The following is a 21,288-nucleotide window of genomic DNA, read 5'->3' on the forward strand; positions in this document are numbered from 1 at the left end:
ATGATTGGACTGAAAATCATCTTAACCTATAATTGCCGATAAGAGCAACCGGTTGCTCATGGTTGAGCAACCGGTTATTTTATGAAAAATACCTGCTTTAATATGCCAAATGCGGCTCAGCAACGAACTCTGCCGTATATAATCGATCCACAATCCGTTATTGCCTTGGCGTGGTACCCATGCTGTGCCGGTCACGCCAGCGGGCCTTGCCATTTATCGTCCTGGAATAGATCAATGGAACAGATTTCACCGCTGCAAGAAGACGCGAACACCCCCCTGCTGCGCTTCTCCATCACCGAAGATCAGGTCAACAACGAATTCTTGCGCCAAGGCCCGGTGGCCGCGCATCTGCTGCAAACCTCAGGCGCCGCGCCACGCCTGCTGGTCGCATTTCCTGCGGGCAATAGCGCCGTCGGCCTCTGGTGCGTCCCCGGCACGCCGCTGCAGTGGAGCAGTCCGCAGCTGATGCGCGCCGTGCGCGGCGTCGACGCCAAGGGTCGGGCGCTGTTCGGCATCGAGACCGAGTTCGACGTCGACGGCGCCGAGCTGACCATCGAGGCGGCTGTGCTGAGCAGCGCGCGCGTGCTGCGCGTCTACCAGTTTAACGCCCGCCTGCCGGCCGGCGTGAACAATCAGGTCGCCTTCGGTGCCGACCACGTCGACTGGTCGCGCCAGCGGCTGGACGGCCAGCCTGGCTACGCCCTCACCCTGCAGGCGCTCGGCGGCCGCGTCGACACCGACCGCTGCGGCCGCATCAGCTTCCACGCCGCGCCCGGCGAGCGCCTGCGCCTGCGCCTGGTGGCACTGTGCGGCGAGCCGCCGCTCAGGCCGATGAGCCTGCAACGCCTGCTGCGGCAACCCGAAGCCCTCCCGCTGCGCGCGCTGCAGAGCCTGGCCTTCCTGAGCTACGAGGACAAGTTGCTGGCCGGCTCCTGGCGCTTCAACACCTATTTTGGCCGCGACACCCTGATGGCGCTGTTGCTGCTGATGCCGGCCCTCACCGCCGAGGCCGTTGAAAGCGGCCTGGCCGCCGTGCTGGCGCGGCTGAGCGAACACGGCGATGTGGCTCACGAGGAAGATATCGGCGAATGGGCCATTCTGCACGGCGGCGCCGGCGCGGTGTACGATTACAAGATGGTTGACGACGACTTCATGCTGGCCCCCGTCATGGCCGCCTACCTGCTGGGCCAGCCGGAAGGACACGCGCGCGCCGCCGCCTTCCTGGCGCACGCGCCGCATGCCGGACCTAGCCACGGCACCGCGCTGGCGCGCAATCTCCACCATGTGCTGCGTGGCGCCGCCGCCTTCGCCCGCCGCCCCGCTATCGACACCCTGATCCACCTGAAGCCTGGCCAGCAGACCGGCGACTGGCGCGATAGCGCCGACGGCTTGGGTGGTGGGACGATTTCCTACAACGTCAATGCGGTGCTGGTGCCAGCGGCGCTGCGCGCCATCGACGCGCTGTTCAAGAGCGGCTTGCTGGCGCCATACATGGCAGGAGCCGGCGGTGCCGCCGAGCTGGCCCAGGTGTGGGAAGAGCGCGTGCCCGCCCTCTTCCATGTCAGCCGCAGCGCCGAGCAGGCGCGCCAGGCGGTGCGCGGCCACGCCGCCGAGACGGCGATCGCCCCGGCCGCCGCCCTGGCCAGCCTGCCCGACGCGGCGCTGGCCTTTCACGCCATCGCGCTCGACGACGCCGGCCAGCCGATCGCCGTGATGCACTCGGACCTGGGCTTCGCGCTGATGCTGCAGGAACCGCCGGCAGCCATGATCGAGCGCGAACTGAGCGCCATCATGCGCCCCTTCCCCGCCGGCCTGATGACCAGTGTCGGCATGCTGGTGGCCAACGCCGCCTACGCCGACGCTGTGCTGCGCCCACTGTTCGGGCCCGACCGGTACCACGGCGCCGTCGTCTGGTCGTGGCAGCAAGCCCTGCTGGCGGCCGGCCTGGCGCGCCAGCGCCGGCGGCACGACCTGCCGGCCAGCACTCACGCGGTGCTGGCCGGCGCCGAGGCCATCCTGTGGCCAACCATCCACGCCACCCAAGCGCTGGGCAGCACGGAACTGTGGGCCTGGGGCTGGCGCGACGGCGCCTGCCACATGAAAGCCTTCCGTTCCGATTCCGCCGGCGCCGACGAATCGAATGCCGCCCAACTCTGGAGCACGGTCTACCTGGCCGTCAAGCCGCCCGGCGCCGACGCGTCCGCCGTTCACGCCAGCGCCGGTGATTGAGATGCGCCAGCGCGCGGGTCCGGCCCGTTCCCTGCTGCTGGCCGCCTTGCTTTTGCTGCCGTTCTGCGCCCGGGCCGCCGCCTCGGTCACGGTGGCCATCTGGGCCAGCTCTCCGGGCGAGGTGGCCGCCTTCGACCAAGCCAGCGCCGCGTTCACCCGCCAGACCGGCATCGTCGTCCACAAGCAGGTGATCGAAGACAGGTACATGGACGTGCTCAAGTCGCGCTTCGCCGCCGACAATCCGCCCGACGTGTTCTACCTCGACGCGCTCGACGCGCCCGTCCTGATCGAGAGCGGCGTGCTTGAATCGTTCGACGGCAAGGTCGACGCCCCGGCCGACTTCTACCCGCGCTTTCTCGACGCCTTCCGCGGCACCGACGGCAAGCTGTATGGCCTGCCCAAGGACTATTCGACGCTGGCGCTCTACCTCAATCCGGCGCTGTTGAAACAGGCCGGATTCGCGGTGGCCGACGTGCCGCGCGACTTCGATGCCCTGATGCGTTTCGCGCGCACACTGCAACCACGCCTGCCCAAGGGCACCGCCGCCATGCTGATCGAGAAGGACCTGGCGCGCCACTTGGCGGCACTGGAGACGGCCGGCACGCCCATCATCGACGCCAATGGCGACGCTCGCTTGGTCAGCAATCCCAAGGTCTACGATTATCTCAACGCCCTGGTCGCCGGCCACGCCCAGCACTACCTGGCCTCATCCAAGGACGATCTGGGTGCCGACTGGGGCGGCGCCGCCTTCGGCGCGCAGAAGGCCGCCATGATGGTAGAAGGAAATTGGGTCCTCGCAACCCTCAAGAAAGACTACGCCAACGTCCAGTTCCTGGCGCGCGAGATGCCAACGGTGAACCAGCGCAGGCAGACCATGGCCTTCGTGGTCAGCTACGCCGTGCCACGCAAAGCCAAGCACCGCGAGGCCGGCTTCCAGTTCGCCCGCTTCATGACGGGCACCGGGATGCGGCTGTGGGCCAGCGAGTCCGGCACCCTGCCCAGCCGCAGGAGCGTGGAGGAGGCCATGCAGGTCAGCAAGCTGCCAGAGCTGCGTGCCCACGTGCTGGGCGCGGCCTACGCCACCGTGTGGTCGCGCGGCACCAGCCTGCCCATAGTCGACACCAACTTCAGCAACCAGTTCGGCGCCGCATTTAACGGCAGCAAATCGCTGGCGCAGGCCCTGCAAACGGCCGAAACCGTGTCCAACCGCGAAATCGCGCGCCAGAAATGAGCTGGCCCACGCCCCGCCTGCCACGCTGCGCCAGCATCGGCGCCTACGCCTTCCTGCTGCCCACGCTGTTGCTGGTGGGCCTGTTCACCCTGCTGCCGATCGCCTACGCCCTCTTCGTTTCGCAGCAAAAGATGGACATCGTCTCCGGCCGCCACAGCTTCATCGGCCGGCGCAACCTTGGCTACCTGGTCGAGGACGACAAGTTCTGGGCCGCCTGCAGCAATACCTTCCACTACGTGATCGTGGTGGTTCCGCTGCAAACGGGCATCGCGCTGTGCCTTGCCTGTATGTTGAACGGCCGGCTCAAATTCAAGCGCGCCTTCCTGACCCTTCTGTTCTTGCCGACCCTGACTTCGTCGGCGGCGATGACGATGATCTTCATGTGGCTGTTCAACAACAACGGCCTGGTGGTGCGCACGCTGGAGGACAACTTTGGCCTGAGCATCCATTTCCTCGCCGACCCCGACTGGGCACTCGGCGTCATCATGCTGATGAACGTGTTCTCCACCATCCCCGGCTTCGTGGTGGTGTTCCTGGCCGGCCTGCAGGAAGTTGCGCCGTCATTGTACGAGGCGGCCATCCTGGACGGCGCCGGCCCGATTCGCAAGCACTGGGAGATCAGTGTGCCGCAATTGACACCGATCACCTGCTACGTGCTGACGATCGGCCTGATCACCTGCTTCCAGGTGTTCGACCAGGCCTTCATCCTGTCCGGCGGCGAGGGGGGACCGGACAACGCTACCCTCACCTTCACCCTGCTGATCTACCATTTCGCCTTCAAGAACTACAACACCATGGGCCTGGCCTGCGCACTGGCGGCGGTGCTGACCCTGATCATCTTTTGCGCCACCTTGATCTTGAATCGCATCGTCAAACTGGACGGAGTAAACGCATGACATCAATCAAGCCGGGCTCCCGACTGGCCGGCGCCGGCCTGTACGGCTTCCTCGGCGCCTATTGCCTGCTGACGCTGGCGCCCTTTGCCTGGGCCGTCCTGACCTCGCTCAAGAGCAATCGCGAGATCGCAGAGGCCGAGCGCCTGCTGCCGCTGTACCCCAGTTGGGCCGCCTACGAGCAGATCCTGCAGGGGCCGTTCGCCGGCTGGCTGTGGAATTCGTTCTCGGTGGCGCTGGCCGTCACTCTGCTCAACGTTATCTTCAACACCATGGCCGGCTACGCCCTGGCGCGCTTTCGCTTCAAGGGCCGCGCACTGATCTTCCAGCTGCTGCTGCTGCTGGTCATGGTCCCGGGCCAGGTGACGATGATCCCGGCGTATATGATCGTGGCCAAGATGGGCCTGGTCGACACCCACCTGTCGATCGTGCTGACCTCGGCCGTGTCGATCGGCTACGTGTTCATGATGCGCCAGTTCTTCATTAACTTCCCTGCCGAGATCGAAGAGGCCGCCATGCTCGACGGCGTAGGCCCCTTCGGCCGCTTCTTTCGCATCGTGCTGCCGATGACCAGGCCGGCCCTGGCCACCCAGGCCGTGTTTGTCTTCATGGGCATCTGGAACGAGTTCATGAAGCCGCTGCTGTTCATCTCCAGCGTCGATCAGTACCTGCTCACCCAGGGCCTGAACTCGGTGGCCAAGCAATATGCCAAGGCCACTTCGTGGAACCTGATCATGGCCGGCTCGATCATCTCGGTGCTTCCCATCCTGCTGCTGTATATCGTGCTCAACAAATATTTCGTCACGCTCAACGACCAGACCAGCGGCGCCAAGTAGTCCCCCTTTTTCGGAGTCTGTCATGACCCAAGTGGTTCTTCGCCACATCGACCTGTCGTACCAAGGCGTTCCCGTGCTGCGCGACGTCAACCTGACCGTCGGGGCCGGCCAATTCTGCGTCTTCATCGGCCCCTCGGGCTGTGGCAAGTCCAGCCTCCTGCGCCTGATCGCCGGCCTGGAAAACCCGACCGGCGGCAGCATCGCCCTCGATGGCGCGATCATCAACCACGTCGCGCCGGCCGAGCGCAACCTCGCCATGGTGTTCCAGAACTACGCCCTGTATCCGCATATGAGCGTGTACGACAATATGGCTTTCGGCCTGCAGCGCAAGGGCTTGCCGCGCGTCGACATCGAGCGCCGCGTGGCCGAGGCCTCGCGCATCCTGCAACTCGACGCCCTGCTCGCGCGCAAGCCCGGCGCCCTGTCGGGCGGGCAGCGCCAGCGCGTGGCGATCGGCCGCGCCATCGTCAAACAGCCCAAGGTGTTTCTGTTCGACGAACCGCTGTCGAACCTGGACGCCTCGTTGCGCGCCCAGACCCGGCTCGAGATCGCCAGGCTGCACCGTGACCTCGACTCGGCCAGCATGATCTATGTCACCCACGACCAGGTTGAGGCCATGACCTTGGCCGACCAGGTGGTGCTTTTGCGCCCGGCCGCCGAGGCCGACGGCGGCTCGAGCGTGGCGCAGGCCGGTTCGCCGCTCGATCTGTACCACCACCCGGCCAATCTGTTCGCCGCGCGCTTCATGGGCTCACCCACCATGAACCTGCTGCCGGCCACTGTGCTCGCGCCAGACGCCGGCGCCGTGACCCTGCTGGTGCTGGGTCAACGCTGCGCGGCCGGGGTCGAGCCGCACGGCCTGGTGGCCGGCCAGCCGGTCACCATCGGCATCCGCCCGGAGCATATCGAACTGGGTAGCGGACCATGGCTCGGCAACGTCGCGCACGTCGAAGCGCTCGGCGAACACTGCCACGTCCACGTGTGCCACGACGACAGGTCGCCACCGCTGATCGCCAAGACCATGGACGAGACGGTGCGCGTGGGCGACACGCTGCCTTTCGACCTCCCAACCCAAACGATCCATCTGTTCGACGCCTCGGGCAAAGCCCAACGCCGCCTGCGCACGCGCTGAACGAACGCCGTCGACGAAGGAAGAAATTACTGTTTTGCCCAAGAATTGGAGCGAGTTCGACGCTCTTGTCACGGAAGGCCTTTTAAACGAAAAAATGAGTCCAGACCTGCTTGAACAATCGCGTTTTACCACCGCGTCCTGCGATGATACGCGTGTTTGTTTCGGTTTTTTAAGACTGGGACGGCGGGGAAAGAACGTCAGAACATGTCTTCCACCCACTTCAGCTGTCTTGGCAGGCAAACTGTTTGAAGGTCATAATGGGCTTTTACAAACGTCCTGGCATTCGTTCCCAAGCTTGCCCTGGCCGCCGCGTCGTCCAGCAGCGAACAGACTTCATCGCATAGTCCTGCTGCATCGAAGAAGTCCACCAATCGTCCCGTTTCGCCGTGGCGGATGGCATCGCGCAATGGCTGCGTGTCGCTTGCGACAATAGCGCAGCCAGCGCTCATGGCCTCCAGCAGGCTCCAGGAAAGGACAAAAGGATAGGTCAGATAAACATGCACCGTCGAAATCTGCAAAAACGGGACGAAGTGTTCATATGGAATATTGCCGAGGAAGTGTACGCGGCTCCAGTCCTGATCGCTTACCAGCGGGCGGACCTCCTCGGCAAAAATATTCTTCCATTGGCGGCCGTCGGCAGGCGGGGGACCATAGCCGGCGCCGTCCCCTCCCACTATCAATACCTTGGCGTTTGGCCTGCGCCTTAAAATTTCCGGCAACGCCCGCATGAAGATGTGATACCCCCTGTACGGCTCAAGGTTGCGATTGACAAAGGTGATGATCTCGTCGCCTTTGGTAAGCGCGACGTCGCCATTCAAGGTCAGCTTGACGCCTGGATTTGGCTTTACAAACTCCGTATCAATGCCGTCATGGATGACAGCGATTTTGCCGCGGAAGGGTTCAGGAAAAGTGTTGGCCTGCCAATGCGTCGGCGCGATCCCCGCATCGGCAATATCGAAGTGCAGCTGATTGTTTAGGTTCTTCAACTTCACCTGGCAACCTGCGCTGTCGTCGGCCGCTGGAAACTCAGGATCAAACCCTATGTCGGCGCCTTGGACCCGCCAATAGAACTCGCAATAGATGCCCAGCTTCGCATCGGGCCAGACCTCTTTCAGGAACATGCTTTCCCCCCATCCGGGGTGCGCAACAATCACGTCGGGCGTGTAGCCCTCGGCCTTCAGCTTTAGCGCGGCGCGAAAACAAGCCTCGCCACGTATGGTCATGGACTCGAAACTGTTTAACCAGGGATGAATGTTCGGTGTGCTGATCCGGCTCAGGCCATACGGGACGACATCCACACCATCCGCTCGAGAACCCTCGAGCTTTTGCAGGGTTAGCGCCACCACCTTGTGACCTCGCCGAGCCAATGCGGGCGCCAGGAATGCAAATTGAGTCGGGAACCGCTGGTGGACGAACAGAATATTCATTAAGAAATCCAGCCTTGTTTAGCGATACCGCCCACCACAGGCGGGCCCGAGGCATTATAGCCGTAGCGAGCCGACGGCCAAGCCCGGCGACTACAACTACGTCATGGAACGGATACGACAACCTTGCCCACGTGCCGGTTCGCCTCCAGGTAACGATGGGCGTCGGCGATCCGCTCGAACGGGAATACGCGGGCGATGACGGGCGCCAGCGCGCCGCCGGCCAGGCCGTCGAGTATGCAGCGCTGGGCGGCACGCAGGCGCCGTTCGTCGCGCAGGATTTCGTGCACCAGGTAGCCGCGCAGCGTCAGGCTCTTGCCCAGCACGCTGCCCAGCGGGAACGGCGTCGGCTGCGCGCTCAAGCCTCCGTATTCGATCAGGATGCCTCCCACCGCCATCGCTTCGGTCAGCGGCTCGAACAGCGGTCCGGCCACCGCATCGAACACCACCCTGACCCCGGCCGCGCCGGCGATCCCGCGCAGCCGGGCGGCCAGGTCCTCCTCCTCCGATGCAATGACATGGTGTGCGCCGGCCTGCCGCAGCGCCTCGGCCTTGTCCGAATGGCGCGTCACGGCGATCGGCATGGCGCCCGCCAGATTGGCGATCTGGATCGCGGCCAGGCCGACGCTGCTCGACGCCGCGGTGATCACCACCGGCTCCCCCGCCGCCAGGCCGGCGATGTCGATCAGGCCGCCGTACGCGGTCAGGTATTGCATCCACGTCGCGGCCGCGGCTTCCCAGCTCAACGACGGCGGATGGCGCACCACCAGTTCGGCCGGATAGTTGAGGACTTCCGCGTAGGTCGGCCATTGCGCCATCGAGACCGGCGGGATCAGGCTGACGGCATCGCCGGCGTTGAAGCCGGTCACGCCGGCGCCGGCCTGCTCGACCATGCCGGCCGCCTCCAGCCCCAGTCCGGACGGCAGCACGGGTGTTTCGATATACGTCCCCGAGCGCATCAGAATCTCGGCGCGGTTCAGTCCCAGCGCCTTCACGCGGATGCGGACCTGGCCGGGAACGGGCGCCGGCAGATCCACCTGCTCCATGCGAAGCACGTCGGCCGTGCCGAATTCATGGAATCTCACTATGCGTGTCATGGTCGTCATTCCTATATAATTTTGATGGAATCGATTATCACGCCGCTCATTTTGCGGATAAATCCCCTTCTCGGCACGACAGAAAAAACCAGGAGTTTTTAATTGGACAGGCTGACCAGCATGGCGGTATTTGTCCGCGCGGTGGATCTGGGCTCGTTTTCCGCAGCAGCAGCGGCGCTCGACCTGTCCGCCCCGATGGTCGGCAAGCACATCCAGTTTCTCGAGCAGCGCCTGGGCGTGCGCCTGCTCCACCGCACCACTCGGCGCCAGAGCCTGACCGATTTCGGCCGCGCCTACTACGACCGCTGCCGCGCCATCCTGGCCGACGTGGCCTCGGCCGACGCCATGGCCGACGACCAGCGCGCCGAGCCGGCAGGCCGGCTGCGCGTCAGCATGCCCGCGTTATTCGGCCGGGTCTGCGTGCTGCCGGTGCTGATGGAATTGGCAGGGCGGCATCCCGGCCTGGAACTGGACCTGTCCTTCGCCGACGGCTTTGCCGACCTGGCCGGCGACGGTGTCGACCTGGCGATCCGCAGCCTGTCGCGGCATGGCGCCGGCGTCGGCGATCCGGCCGGCATCGTCGCCCGCCGGCTCTGCAGCGACGACATGGTGCTGTGCGCGGCGCCGGCGTATCTGGCGGCGCACGGCGTACCGCCCACGCTGGACGCGCTGACGGCGCACCAGGCCATCATGTTCGCCCGCCTCGGCCACGTCCAGCCGTGGCGTTTCCCGCAGCCCGACGGCGGCTACGCCGAGATCGTGCCGCGCCACCGCTGCCGCTTCGACGATTTGGCGGCGATGATCGACGCGGCGGCCGCCGGCGCCGGGCTGGCCTGGCTGCCCGGCTGGCTGGCGCGCGGCCGGCTGGCCGACGGCAGCCTGGTGCGCGTGCTGCCGGACCAGGCGGCACTGGTCTACGACCATTACGCGATGTGGCTGCAGACGCCGCAGCTTCCGCTCAAGACGCGTGCCGCCATCGATGCGCTGGCCGCGGGCCTGCCGGCGCTGATGGCCTGAACAACCCGGTCAGGCAGCGGCCGGCGGCCAGGCGCCGACCTGGTTCAACATGCCGAACCAGTCCTCCAGGTGCCAGGTGTGGGTGATGCGATCCTCGCCCAGCGTATGGAACTCGTGGATGGCGATGGCGATCGGCTTGCCGGTCGGCGCGATGCCGAAGAACTCTCCCCGGTGCGTGCCGGTGATCCGCGCCCGCACCGCCGCTCGGCCGTCGCGGCCGAACATGTCCAGCACTTCGATATGCACGTCGGGGAAGGCGGCGGCGAACATCTCGACGATGGGCTTCATGCCGGCCAGGCCGGGCTGCTGGCCGGGGCCGAGGGGGATGTCCTGCCAGTCCGGCATCAGCGCCAGCTCGAGCAGCTCGGGGTTCTTGTGGTTGAAGGCGCCGTAGAGATTTTCCATGGCTTGTTGCTGGGCCTTGGTCAGGCCGTTTTCCTGCATGGTCATGATGCTGCTTCCTGTGTGAGTGAACGACCCGCTCACTGTAGCAAGCGACACCAACGCAAGTCCAATCGATAATGGATATGCGGTATTATCCATGGCATGGATTTACATGGAATCGACCTCAACCTCCTCGTCGCCTTCGACGCCCTCATCTGCGAACGCAACGTCACCCGCGCCGGCGTGCGCATCGGCCGCACGCAGCCGGCGATGAGCGCCGCGCTGGCGCGCCTGCGCCTGCTGCTGAAGGACGAGCTGTTCGTGCGCAGCGCCGCCGGCCTGCAGCCGACGCCGCGCGCGCTGGAACTGGCGGCGCCGCTGGGCGAAGCGCTGGCCAGCATTCAGCGCACGCTGGATTTCACCCAGGATTTCGATCCATCCCGTTCCACCGTGCGCTTTACGCTGGGGCTGTCCGATCATCCGGCCTTCGTCATGCTGCCGGCGCTGCAGAAGCGCCTGGCGCAACTGGCGCCCGGTATCACGCTGCGCATCAAGTCCTTTAGCGCGCGCGAGGACGCGGTGTCGCTGCTCGACGCCGGCGAGGTGGACGCGGCGGTCGGCGTACCCGGCGGCGCCACGCCGCGCATCCCGACCATGCCGCTGTTCGAGGAACGCTTTGTCTGCGTCATGCGCAAGGGCCATCCGCTGGCGAAGAAACGCATGTCGCTGAAGGGCTTCCTGGCCTGCCAGCACCTGCTGGTATCGCCCGAGGGCGACGGCGTCGGCCACGTCGACGTGCGACTGGCGCAGCTGGGCCACAAGCGCGACATCGCCATCACGCTGCCGCAGATGTACGCGGCGCCGGCCATCGTCGCCCACAGCGATCTGCTGGCGACGCTGATGGAAGGCGTGGTGCAAGCCAGCGGCCTGCGCGGCAAGCTGGCGGTGCTGCCGCTGCCGCAGCTGGACCTGGCGCCGGTGCCCTTCGTGCTGCACTGGCACCGCCGCAACGACGCCCACCCCGCCCAGCGCTGGCTGCGCGGCCAGGTGGCGCTGGCATGCGGCCAACTGTACGGCTGAAAATATCGGCTACACTGTCGGTCATATCTCTCCGCGCCACGTCCATGCCTGAAAAGAACCTGCCCGAACTGATCACCCTGAAACGTCTGATCGACGAAGGCGGGCCGCATCTGGAAGTGAGCACCTCCTGCACGGTGGCGATGGACGGCCGCCAGTTCCCGGTGTATGCGATCGCGCTCGGCAATCCGAGCCCGGACGTGCCGGCGCTGGGCTTCTTCGGCGGCATCCACGGCCTGGAGCGCATCGGCACGCAAGTCATCCTGTCGTTCATGGAAAGCCTGCTGGCGCGGCTGCGCTGGGACAGCACGCTGCACCAGCAGCTCGAATCGATGCGGCTGGTGTTCATGCCGCTGGTGAACCCGGGTGGCATGTGGCAGGCCACGCGCTGCAATCCGCAAGGCGTGGACCTGATGCGCAACGCCCCTCTGAGCGCGGTCGACAAGGTGCCGTTCATGCTGGGCGGCCAGCGCTTCAGCCATCACCTGCCGTGGTATCGCGGCAAGGCCGGCGCGCCGATGGAGCCGGAAAGCCGTGCCGTATGCGAGTTCGTCGAGCGCGAGCTGCTGTCGCGCCAGTTCAGCATGGCGCTCGATTGCCACTCGGGCTTCGGCCTGCGCGACCGCATCTGGTTCCCGCACGCGCACACGGCCGCGCCGATTCCGCACCTGGCCGACATCGGCGCGCTGGAGCAGCTGTTCAGCCAGAGCTACCCCAACCACAACTACGTGTTCGAACCGCAGAGCCGCCAGTACCGCACCCACGGCGACCTGTGGGACTACCTGTATTTGAACGGCACCAGCTACAACGAGCGCGTGTTCCTGCCGCTGACCTTGGAGATGGGCTCGTGGCTGTGGGTAAAGAAGAATCCCCGGCAGATCTTCGACCGCATCGCCATGTTCAATCCGACCGCCAAGCACCGCCTGCAGCGCGTACTGCGGCGCCACCTGATCTGGTTCGATTTCCTGATGCGCGCGGCCAACAGCCACGGACGCTGGCGGCCGGAAGGCATGGCGCGCAAGGTGCAGCAGCGCCGCGCGCTGACGCAGTGGTACGACGCATGAGCAACTGGGTCCTGCTGCGCGGCCTGATGCGCGAGCAGCGCCACTGGGGACGCTTCCCCGGCCAGCTTGGCGCCGCGCTGCCGGAGGCGGCCATCGTCACGCCGGACTTGCCAGGCAACGGCGAGCGGCATGCGCTGCGCAGTCCGACCACGGTGGCGCGGATGGTGGAGTCCTGCCGCCAGGACCTGCGCGCGCGCGGATTGCAGCCGCCCTACTCGCTGCTGGCGCTGTCGCTGGGCGGCATGGTCGCGGTGGAATGGGCCAGCCGCTATCCGGCGGAAGTGCAGCGCTGCGTATTGATCAACACCAGCATGCGGCCGTTCAGCCGCTTCCACCAGCGGCTGCGCTGGCAAAACTATCCCGGCATCCTGGGGCTGATGCTGCGCGGCGGTGTCGAGCGCCAGGAACGCCTGATCCTGCGCCTGACCAGCAGCAAGGGCGACGCCGCCGAACGCGAAGGCCTGGTGCAGCGCTGGCTCGGCTATCAGCGCGAGTTCCCGGTCAGCCGCCGGAACGCCTTGCGGCAGCTGTGGTCCGCCGCGCGCTTCCGCGCGCCGGCCGCGCGGCCCGCCGTGCCGCTGCTGGTACTGGCCAGCGCCGGCGACCGGCTGGTCGACCATCGCTGCTCGCTGCGGCTGGCGCAGCATTGGAACGCGGCGCTGGAAGTACACCCCGGCGCGGGCCACGACCTGCCGCTGGACGATGGCGCCTGGGTCGCCGCGGCGGTGGCGAAATGGCTGGCCGGAGAAAAAGGGGCGTAAAATAACGCCCCTATGAACACCACCCCAGCCCTGGACTGCCGTCCGAACTGCGGCGCCTGCTGCACGGCGCCCTCCATCACCAGCCCCATCCCCGGTATGCCGAACGGCAAACCGGCCGGCGTGCGCTGCATCCAGCTGGCCGACGACAACCGCTGCAAGATCTTCGGCCGGCCCGAACGCCCGGCCTTTTGCGGTGGCCTGCAGCCGTCCGCCGACATGTGCGGCGCCAGCCGCGAGGCGGCCATGATCTGGCTGGCCGATCTCGAACGGGCCACCGCGCCGCATTAAAAGCCCCTCAGCGCAGCGTCACCAGCTGCGCCAGCATCTTCATCAATTCCGCGGAAAATTTAGGCAAGATCTCCTTGCTCTCGCAGACTTTGGCTGCTGGCGTCGTGGGTATCGTGGTCTGGATCATGGCTGCCTCCTGCTTGGCTGGTTGGCACCGACAAGCAATAATTTCTTGCTCATGGAGTTTTATCGGCGCATGAGTTATATTCTCCTCCGGCCTTCCAGCGTTATCAAACTAGTTATTTTCGAGATAAGCGTAAGAAAAACTTAGCCTATGGACAAACCGCTGCGCTCACTTTCCGGCTTGATCGACTTCGATTGCGCGGCCCGCTGGGGCAGTTTCAAGCTGGCCGCGCAGGAGCTGCACAAGACCCCGGCGGCGGTCAGCCTGCAGGTCAAGCAGCTGGAGGAGGCCGTCGGTTTCGAGCTGTTTGTGCGCCACCCGCGCCACATCACGCTGACCGACAAGGGCCAGGAACTGGCGGTGGCGGTCGGCCGCACGCTGGGCGAACTGCGCGCCAAGGTCGCCGCGCTGCGGGACGGCGACGATGAAAAAATCCTGCGCATCTCCACCACGCATTCGCTGGCGATCAAATGGCTGGTGCCGCGCATCAGCCGCTTCACCAAGCTGTATCCCGACCTCGATATCCGCATCGATTCCACCGACCGCCTGGTGGACATGGACGACGGCAGCACCGACGTGGCATTGCGCATCTCGGCGGTCGACAGCTCCGATCCCAATTTCCTGTTCCGGGTACGGCTGGTGGCGGTGTACAGCCCGTCGCTGCTGGCGCCTGGCCAGGACGGGCTGAAACTGGCCGATCTGGAGCGCTTCCCGCTGCTGTACGAGGATTCGACCGACAACTGGATCCGCATGCTGCGCGAGAACCATATCCTCAATGGCAAATACGACTTCTCGCGCTCCTACACCAACGCCGCCGTGCTGGTGCAGGCGGCGCTGGCCGGCCACGGCATCGGGCTGACGCACTACGCCATCGCCTACGAAGATATCCTGAGCGGCGCGCTGAAGGTGCTGCCCTGCTTCACCGCCACCTATGGCCGCGGCTATCGCTTCCTGGTCAACCCGAACAAGGAAGGCATGAGCAAGGTCACCCGCTTCCGCGCCTGGGTGAAGGATGAAATCGAAGAGATGCAACGCTCGCTGGATTGACGGCGGCGCGCGATTGCTCTACCTTGGATGGACATCAACCGGTGCGCCATATGAGTTCACTCCTCCGCTTCCTCACTGCATCCCTGCTTGTATCCCTGCTCGCGACGCTGGCGCCGGCCGCCCATGCCGCCGACGCCGCCAAGGCGGAGCTGCGCTACGTGCAGAAAAGCGAGGAACGGCCGTCGCCGGACAAGCGCGAATTAAGCCGCTTCCAGGAGGCGCTGGGCATCGCGCTGGCACGGCGGATGGGCCGGCCGATACGCTTCCTGTCGCTGCCGCGCAAGCGCATGGTGGGCGCGCTGGAAAGCGGCGACACCGATATCCTGTGCGCCTACGTGCCGGCCTGGGTGCAGGGCGATGTCTACTGGAGCCGCCCTTTCATCCCCACCTCGGAAGTGCTGGTCTCATCGAGCCGCGTGCCGGCCCCGCGCACGCTGGAGGAACTCAAGGGCAAGCGCATCGGCACGGTGCTGGGCTTCCGCTACCCGGAGGTCGAGCAGCGCCTGGGGGCGGATTTCGTCCGCGACGATGCGCCGTCGGCCGACCTGGCGCTGCTGAAGTGGCAGACCGGCCGCTATGACTACTTTCTCGCCGCACGCACCATGATCGACAAGCAGGCGCAAAAAGGCGCCCTGCCTGCGGGCTACCACCTGCTAGTGGTCAACGAATATCAATCCATGTGCGCGGTGGCGCGCCACGGCAACGTCAGCCTCGACGAAGTCAACGCCGCCATCAACGCCATTGAAAAGAGCGGCGAACTGGCGCGCATCATGCGCCTGCGCTGATCAGCGCACCAGGCAAGGACGCTTGGCGTCGAAACTCCAGCCGGGGATCAGGAACTGCATCGCCACCGCGTCGTTGCGCGCGCCCAGGCCCATATTGAGGTAGCGCTGGTGCGCCGCTTCCACTTCCACCATGTCCAGTTCCACGCCCAGGCCGGCCCTGGCCGGAACGTCGACCATGCCGCCCTTGATCCGCAGCGGCTCCTTCGTCAGGCGCTGGCCGTCCTGCCAGATCCAGTGCGTGTCGATGGCGGTGATCTTGCCCGGCGCGGCGGCGGCCACGTGGGTGAACATCGCCAGCGAAACATCGAAGTGGTTGTTCGAATGCGAACCCCAGGTCATGCCCCATTCATGGCACAGCTGCGCCACGCGCACCGATCCCTGCATGGTCCAGAAATGCGGATCGGCCAGCGGAATATCGACCGACTGCAACTGGATCGCATGACCGAGTTCGCGCCAGTCGGTGGCGATCATGTTGGTGGCGGTCGGCAGGCCGGTCTCGCGGCGGAACTCGGCCATCACCTCGCGGCCGGAGTAACCATCCTCCGCGCCGCACGGGTCTTCCGCATAGGCCAGCACGTCGCCCTTGTCGCGACACAGGCGGACCGCGTCCTTCAGCAGCCAGCCGCCGTTCGGATCGAGCGTCACGCGCGCCTGCGGAAAGCGTTCGGCCAGCGCGGTGACGGCTTCGATCTCATCCTCGCCGCGCAGCACGCCGCCCTTCAGCTTGAAGTCCTTGAAGCCGTAGCGTTCGTAGGCCGCTTCGGCCAGCGCCACCACCGACGAAGCATCCATCGCCGGTTCGTGGCGCAGCCGCGACCACGCATCGGCCGCGCCCATGTCGCTGGCGTAACGCAGCGTGGTGCGGGTGCGGTCGCCGATGAAGAACAGGTAGCCCAGCATCGGCACCTGGTCGCGTTGCTGGCCGTCACCCAACAGCGCCGCCAGCGGTACATCGAGGTGCTGACCCAGCAGATCCAGCATCGCGCACTCGATAGCGGTAACAGCATGGATTGCGATGCGCAGGTCGAAAGTCTGCAAGCCCCGGCCGCCGCTGTCGCGGTCGGCGAACGTGGTGCGCACCTTGTTGAGCACCGCGTTGTAGTGGCCGACCGGCTGGCCGACGATCAGCGCCTGCGCATCCTCCAGCGTGGTGCGGATCGCTTCGCCGCCAGGCACTTCGCCCACGCCCCGGTTGCCGGCGCTGTCGGTCAGGATCAGCAGGTTGCGGGTGAAGTACGGCCCGTGCGCGCCGCTCAGGTTGAGCAGCATGCTGTCCTGCCCCGCCACCGGAATGACGCGCATGGCAGTAACAACGGGAGTGGCGCTTTGACGAGAGGAGTTCATTAGTCTGGGTCCGGTTTTTACGACTATTTGGATTGCAGTTTCAACTCGCCTTCAAGACGGATATCGTCGGAGGCGCTGCCGACCATCAGCTTGAAGTCGCCGGCTTCGGCGCCCCACGCCAGTTGGCTGTTATAGAACGACAGCAGGTTGCGATCGATGGTGAAGCTCACGCGGCGTTGCTCACCCGGCTTCAGGTGGATCTTCTGGAAGCCCTTCAGCTCCTTCAGCGGCCGCACCACCGACGAGACCATGTCGCGCAAATACAGCTGCACGATTTCCGTGCCTTCGGCCTTGCCGGTATTGGCCAGGTCGAACGACAGCGTGACCTTCTGGTCCGGTGACATGGCTGCGCTGCTGAGCGCCAGGCCGGAGTATTTGAAGTCGGTATAGCTCAGGCCATGGCCGAAGGCGTAGCGCGGTGTGTTGACCGAGTCGATATAGGCCGACTTGTAGACCACGTTCTTCTCGTCGGTGACGGGACGGCCGGTGTTGTACTGCGCGTACGACAACGGTATCTGGCCGACGCTGCGCGGGAAGGTGATCGGCAGCTTGCCGGAGGGGTTGTAGTCGCCGAACAGCACGTTGGCGACGGCGTTGCCGCCCTCCGTGCCGGGGAACCAGGCGTAGACGATGGCGTCGGCCTGGTCGGCGATGGTGTTGAACACCAGCGGACGACCGGCCAGCATCACCACCACGACCGGCTTGCCGGTGGCCTTCAGGGCGCTGAACAGCTTTTCCTGCTGGCCCGGCAGCGTGATGTCGGTGCGCGACTTGGCTTCGCCGCTCAGGTCCCAGGTTTCGCCGACGGCCAGCACGATGACGTCAGCCTTGGCTGCCGTGGCGACGGCGTCGGCAAAGCCCTCGCTGCCGGCGCAGCCGCTGGCGCAAGCCTGCGCATAGCTGACTTCCGCCTTGCCGGCGTGGCTGCGGATGCCTTCGAGGATGCTGACCACCTTGGCACGTTCGCCCTGCACCACCCAACCGCCTTCCAGGTCGCGCTGGGAATCGGCCAGGGGGCCGATGACGGCGATGCGTTGCGGCTCGCGCGACAGCGGCAGCGTCTTGCGCTCGTTCTTCAGCAGCACGATCGATTTCTGCGCCACGTCCAGCGCGGCGGCGCGGTGCGAAGGATCGCTCAGCACGGCCTTCTCGCGTGCGGCATCCGAGTAGCGGTAAGGATCGTCGAACAGCCCCAACTCGAATTTCTTGACCAGGATGCGGTGGACCGCATCGTCCAGCGTCTTCATCTTGACCTTGCCGGACTTGACGGCGTCCTCCAGGTGCTGGCTGTAGGCGTAGCCTTCCATGTCCATGTCGCTGCCGGCGTTGATGGCCTTGACGGCGGCATCGGCCAGGTCGCTGGCATAACCGTGCGGCACCATCTCGCGCACCGAGCCCCAGTCGCTGACGACGAAACCCTTGAAGTTCCAGCTGCCCTTGAGGATGTCGCGCTGCAGGAAGGCGTTGCCGGTGGCCGGTATGCCGTTGAGCGTGTTGAAGGAGTTCATGAAGGTGGCCGCGCCGGCGTCCAGCGCCGCCTTGAACGGCGGCAGGTACACTTCGAACAGCTGCTGGTTGCTCATGTCGACCGCGTTGTAGTCGCGGCCCGCCGTGGCCGCGCCGTAGGCGGCGAAGTGCTTGGCGGTGGCCATCACGGAATCGGTGGCGCCCAGCTGCTTGCCCTGGAAGCCCTCCACGCGGGCACGGGCGATGGCCGAGCCGAGGAAGCTGTCTTCGCCGGCGCCTTCCATCACGCGGCCCCAGCGCGGATCGCGCGCGATGTCGACCATCGGCGCGAAGGTCCAGTGGATGCCTGAAGCGGCGGCCTCGCGCGCGGCGATGCGGGCCGACAGCGCGATCGCGTCCATGTCCCACGAGGCGGATTCGCCCAGCGGGACCGGGAACACCGTCTGGTAGCCGTGGATCACGTCAAGGCTGAACAGCAGCGGAATATGCAGGCGGGACTTGAGCGCCAGCGCCTGGATCTCGCGCGTGTCGGCGACGCCTTTGACGTTCAGCATCGAGCCGACCTTGCCGTTGCGGATGTCGGCCAGCTTGTCGGCGTAGTCGCTGCTGGCCGGCCCGGTGAACTGGCGGCCGGAAAGCTGGTGCAACTGGCCGACCTTCTCGGCCACCGTCATCTGCTTCATCAGCGCCGCAACCTTGGCTTCGATGCGGGCATCCTGTGCTTGGGAGAGCAGCGGCAGCAGGGCCGCGGCCAGGGCAAGAGTAGTCTTCTTCATGGTCATTTATATTGCTGCTGTTTTTGGTCGTAGTATGCCTTCATCGTGTAGAAGGCCTGTTTCTTCTTGCCGGTCTCCGAGATCAAGCCCTTGCGGTTCCAGAAGTCCTGGTAGTACGGGTGCGGACGGCGCGGCGAGCGGAAGTCGGTCAACACCCACGGCGTCATGCCGCGCAGGCCGGGAATCGCGTCCAGCATCTTGAACTGGTTCTTGTACAGCTGGTCCTGGTATTCCTCGCTCCAGCGGGTATCGCTGTCCGCGTGCAGGCCGCCCAGCGCGTCCGCGCCGAATTCGGTGATGATGACCGGCTTGTTGTAATTGACCTTGAACGAGAAGTTCAGCATCTCCTTGTTGTTGGACCAGTACCAGCCGGCGTATTCGTTGAAGCTGGCTAGGTCGATTTTTTCGGCCAGCGGATCTTCCACCGTCACCTCGTTGCCCTTGCGGTGCACTTCCAGCGCGGCGCCGACCAGGCGGGTGCGGTCCAGCGAACGCACGGTGTCGGCCAGCCTGCCCATGAAGTCGTTGCGCGGCGCGCTCACCGGCGTTTCGTTCCCGATCGACCAGATGATGACGCTGGCGCGGTTCTTGTCGCGCGTGACCAGGTCCGTCAACTGCTGGTGCGCGTTGGCGTAGACTTCCGGCTTCTCCCACGAGATGGTCCAGTACACCGGCACCTCGGCCCAGACCAGGATGCCCATCTCGTCGGCCAGCCTGATCATCTCTTCGCTGTGCGGATAATGCGCCAGGCGGACGTAGTTGCAGTTCATCTCCTTGGCCCACTGCAGCATCATGCGCATGTCGCCCTCGCCGCGCAGGCGGCCCGGTATCAAGGGGTTCTCGTCATGCAGCGAGATCCCGCGCAGGAACACCGACTTGCCGTTCAACAGCAGGTCCTGGCCGCGCGTTTCGATGGTGCGGAAGCCGATACGGTCGTTCAGCTTGTCGGTGACGCCGGCGATGGTGACGGTGTACAGCTTGGGATCTTCCGGCGACCAGTAGCGCATCTTGTTCTTCGCCAGCGGGATGCTGACTGCGGCGCGGCCGTCGGCGCCGGTGTGCACGGTGGCCTTGACGCCCGCCTCGGGGATGGTGATCGTCACGTCCTGCGAACGCTGCGCGCCGCTCATCTGCACGAAGCCTTCGATGCGGCCCATGTCGCCCTTGGCCAGCTGGATCTGGTAGTCGGCGATGTAGGTGTCCGGCGTTTCGGCCAGCAGCACGTCGCGGGTGATGCCGCCGTAGTTCCACCAGTCGGTGTTCAGCGTCGGGATGTCGTCCTGGTGGCGGGTGTTGTCGGCCTTGACGATGACGGTGTTCTGGCCTTTCAGCAGCCGGCCCGTGACTTCGAACTGGAACGGCGTGAAGCCGCCTTTGTGGCTGCCCAGCTTGCGGCCGTTCAGATAGACGTGCGCTTCGTAGTTGACGGCGCCGAAGTAGAGGAAGTACTTCTTGCCTTCCTTGGGATCGGACTGGAACTGCTGGCGCATCCAGACCGTGCCTTCGTAGTTCTCCAGCTTGACGTTCTGCGAATTCCAGTCGCCGGGAATGGCCAGCGTCGGCGAGCCGTCGAAGCTGTATTCCACCGATTCGCCTTTGTCCTTGGGCTTGCGGTCGTCGTAGAAACCGCCGGAACCGGTGGCGGATTGGTCGAACGGCTGGTGGCGGTAGTTGTAGTAGCCGGCCTCGTAGGGATCGATGATGTAGTTCCAGCGGCCGTCGAGCAGCAGGTGGCTGCGGCCGTAGATGTTATGCAGCGTCGGCGGATGCGCCGACTGCACTGCCGGGACCATGCCCGCGCGGGCGGCCGGTACCACCAACGCCTGGCCCGGCGCCTGGTCGTCCTGCGCCCATGCGGCGGCCATCGCCGACAGGCATCCCGATACCAACAACAGCTTCAACATACTGCGCATCGTGTCTCCAATTTTTATTAGCTACTGAATTTACCTTCGTATGCCGGCGGCGTGGCGTCGATATGCAACGTCAGGCGCAGCGGCAGCTTGCCCAGCACCGGTGCCAGATACTCGTTGGCGGCGGCCAGCACGGCGTCGCCGACCGCCGTCACCAGTTCATTGCTGCGGCCGGGCGTGATACGCATGTTCATGTAGACGAACGCGCGTCCCTGTTCGCCGTCTGCCACCGCGTATTGCGCCGCCGGATAAGCCAGCACCCGGGTGCCGTACAGCGGGAACACCAGTGCGCCATTGGCATCCTTCAGCGTGACCAATGTGTGCGACAGCGTCTTGCACAGAGCGCCGATGTCGGCGTGCTGGTCCACGTTGGCGGTGTATTCGATTTTCAGGTGCGGCATG

The 21,288-nt window shown here is 65.4% G+C and carries 19 protein-coding genes; 12 read left to right on the forward strand and 7 right to left on the reverse strand.

Annotated elements, in window-relative coordinates; genetic code table 11:
• Nucleotides 1–234: 234 nt before the first annotated feature.
• Genes ABWW33_RS10550 through ABWW33_RS10570 form a run of 5 tightly spaced genes read left to right on the forward strand, consistent with a single transcriptional unit; the run spans nt 235 to nt 6,321 of the window.
• A complete protein-coding gene (locus ABWW33_RS10550) occupies nt 235–2,229 on the forward strand; it encodes a hypothetical protein (protein WP_353401353.1) in 1,995 nt (664 codons plus the stop codon).
• Nucleotide 2,230: 1 nt separating this feature from the next.
• Nucleotides 2,231–3,460 carry an extracellular solute-binding protein gene (locus ABWW33_RS10555; RefSeq protein WP_353401355.1) on the forward strand — a complete coding sequence of 410 codons (1,230 nt, stop codon included), beginning with the start codon at nt 2,231–2,233 and terminating at the stop codon, nt 3,458–3,460.
• Nucleotides 3,457–4,356: a carbohydrate ABC transporter permease gene (locus ABWW33_RS10560; RefSeq protein ID WP_353401356.1), complete on the forward strand. Its 900-nt coding sequence runs from the start codon at nt 3,457–3,459 to the stop codon at nt 4,354–4,356. The genes ABWW33_RS10555 and ABWW33_RS10560 overlap by 4 nt, the downstream gene beginning before the upstream one ends.
• Nucleotides 4,353–5,189, forward strand: a complete 837-nt coding sequence (locus tag ABWW33_RS10565) for a carbohydrate ABC transporter permease (RefSeq protein ID WP_353401358.1) — start codon at nt 4,353–4,355, stop codon at nt 5,187–5,189. The genes ABWW33_RS10560 and ABWW33_RS10565 overlap by 4 nt, the downstream gene beginning before the upstream one ends.
• A 22-nt stretch (nt 5,190–5,211) precedes the next feature.
• Nucleotides 5,212–6,321 carry an ABC transporter ATP-binding protein gene (locus ABWW33_RS10570; protein WP_353401360.1) on the forward strand — a complete coding sequence of 370 codons (1,110 nt, stop codon included), beginning with the start codon at nt 5,212–5,214 and terminating at the stop codon, nt 6,319–6,321.
• A gap of 197 nt (nt 6,322–6,518) precedes the next feature.
• Here ABWW33_RS10570 and ABWW33_RS10575 read toward each other — a convergent pair whose 3' ends face one another.
• Both ABWW33_RS10575 and ABWW33_RS10580 read right to left on the reverse strand, forming a co-directional pair.
• Nucleotides 6,519–7,748 carry a glycosyltransferase family 4 protein gene (locus ABWW33_RS10575; protein WP_353401362.1) on the reverse strand — a complete coding sequence of 410 codons (1,230 nt, stop codon included), beginning with the start codon at nt 7,746–7,748 and terminating at the stop codon, nt 6,519–6,521.
• A 101-nt stretch (nt 7,749–7,849) separates the two neighbouring features.
• Nucleotides 7,850–8,842: a zinc-dependent alcohol dehydrogenase family protein gene (locus tag ABWW33_RS10580; RefSeq protein WP_353401364.1), complete on the reverse strand. Its 993-nt coding sequence runs from the start codon at nt 8,840–8,842 to the stop codon at nt 7,850–7,852.
• Nucleotides 8,843–8,944: 102 nt separating this feature from the next.
• On the opposite strand from ABWW33_RS10580, the gene ABWW33_RS10585 reads away from it, so the two are divergent.
• Nucleotides 8,945–9,859, forward strand: a complete 915-nt coding sequence (locus ABWW33_RS10585; protein WP_353401366.1) for a LysR substrate-binding domain-containing protein — start codon at nt 8,945–8,947, stop codon at nt 9,857–9,859.
• A gap of 9 nt (nt 9,860–9,868) precedes the next feature.
• Here the strand turns inward: ABWW33_RS10585 and ABWW33_RS10590 are convergent, their stop codons facing one another.
• Nucleotides 9,869–10,309, reverse strand: coding sequence for an ester cyclase (locus ABWW33_RS10590; protein WP_176652186.1), 441 nt, complete (start codon nt 10,307–10,309; stop codon nt 9,869–9,871).
• A 96-nt stretch (nt 10,310–10,405) separates the two neighbouring features.
• On the opposite strand from ABWW33_RS10590, the gene ABWW33_RS10595 reads away from it, so the two are divergent.
• The 6 genes from ABWW33_RS10595 (at nt 10,406) to ABWW33_RS10620 (ending at nt 15,389) form a co-directional block, all read left to right on the forward strand.
• The gene (locus ABWW33_RS10595; protein WP_353401368.1) at nt 10,406–11,323 is read left to right on the forward strand and encodes a LysR family transcriptional regulator; all 918 of its coding nucleotides are present in this window, start codon (nt 10,406–10,408) and stop codon (nt 11,321–11,323) included.
• Nucleotides 11,324–11,367: 44 nt separating this feature from the next.
• Nucleotides 11,368–12,384 (forward strand): M14 family zinc carboxypeptidase, encoded by a 1,017-nt coding sequence (locus ABWW33_RS10600; protein ID WP_353401369.1) that lies wholly within the window; start codon nt 11,368–11,370, stop codon nt 12,382–12,384.
• Entirely contained in the window at nt 12,381–13,145 is a 765-nt protein-coding gene (locus ABWW33_RS10605) for an alpha/beta fold hydrolase (RefSeq protein ID WP_353401371.1), read from the forward strand. Before ABWW33_RS10600 ends, ABWW33_RS10605 begins: the two co-directional genes overlap by 4 nt.
• 12 nt (nt 13,146–13,157) lie before the next feature.
• Nucleotides 13,158–13,433 (forward strand): YkgJ family cysteine cluster protein, encoded by a 276-nt coding sequence (locus ABWW33_RS10610; RefSeq protein WP_176652182.1) that lies wholly within the window; start codon nt 13,158–13,160, stop codon nt 13,431–13,433.
• Nucleotides 13,434–13,707: 274 nt separating this feature from the next.
• Nucleotides 13,708–14,604, forward strand: coding sequence for a LysR substrate-binding domain-containing protein (locus ABWW33_RS10615; RefSeq protein WP_176652181.1), 897 nt, complete (start codon nt 13,708–13,710; stop codon nt 14,602–14,604).
• Nucleotides 14,605–14,654: 50 nt separating this feature from the next.
• The gene (locus ABWW33_RS10620; RefSeq protein ID WP_353401374.1) at nt 14,655–15,389 is read left to right on the forward strand and encodes a substrate-binding periplasmic protein; all 735 of its coding nucleotides are present in this window, start codon (nt 14,655–14,657) and stop codon (nt 15,387–15,389) included.
• Here ABWW33_RS10620 and gudD read toward each other — a convergent pair whose 3' ends face one another.
• The 4 genes from gudD to ABWW33_RS10640 are packed head-to-tail and all read right to left on the reverse strand — an operon-like array spanning nt 15,390 to nt 21,287.
• Nucleotides 15,390–16,733, reverse strand: coding sequence for a glucarate dehydratase (gene gudD, locus ABWW33_RS10625; RefSeq protein ID WP_353401376.1), 1,344 nt, complete (start codon nt 16,731–16,733; stop codon nt 15,390–15,392).
• 23 nt (nt 16,734–16,756) lie between these two features.
• Nucleotides 16,757–18,976, reverse strand: coding sequence for a glycoside hydrolase family 3 N-terminal domain-containing protein (locus ABWW33_RS10630; RefSeq protein ID WP_353401377.1), 2,220 nt, complete (start codon nt 18,974–18,976; stop codon nt 16,757–16,759).
• A gap of 2 nt (nt 18,977–18,978) precedes the next feature.
• Nucleotides 18,979–20,889: a glycoside hydrolase family 2 protein gene (locus ABWW33_RS10635; protein WP_353401379.1), complete on the reverse strand. Its 1,911-nt coding sequence runs from the start codon at nt 20,887–20,889 to the stop codon at nt 18,979–18,981.
• 17 nt (nt 20,890–20,906) lie between these two features.
• Entirely contained in the window at nt 20,907–21,287 is a 381-nt protein-coding gene (locus ABWW33_RS10640; RefSeq protein ID WP_353401381.1) for a 5-carboxymethyl-2-hydroxymuconate isomerase, read from the reverse strand.
• Nucleotide 21,288 lies beyond the last annotated feature (1 nt).

This window comes from Duganella hordei, from assembly GCF_040369125.1.
Classification (GTDB): Bacteria; Pseudomonadota; Gammaproteobacteria; order Burkholderiales; family Burkholderiaceae_D; genus Rugamonas; species Rugamonas hordei.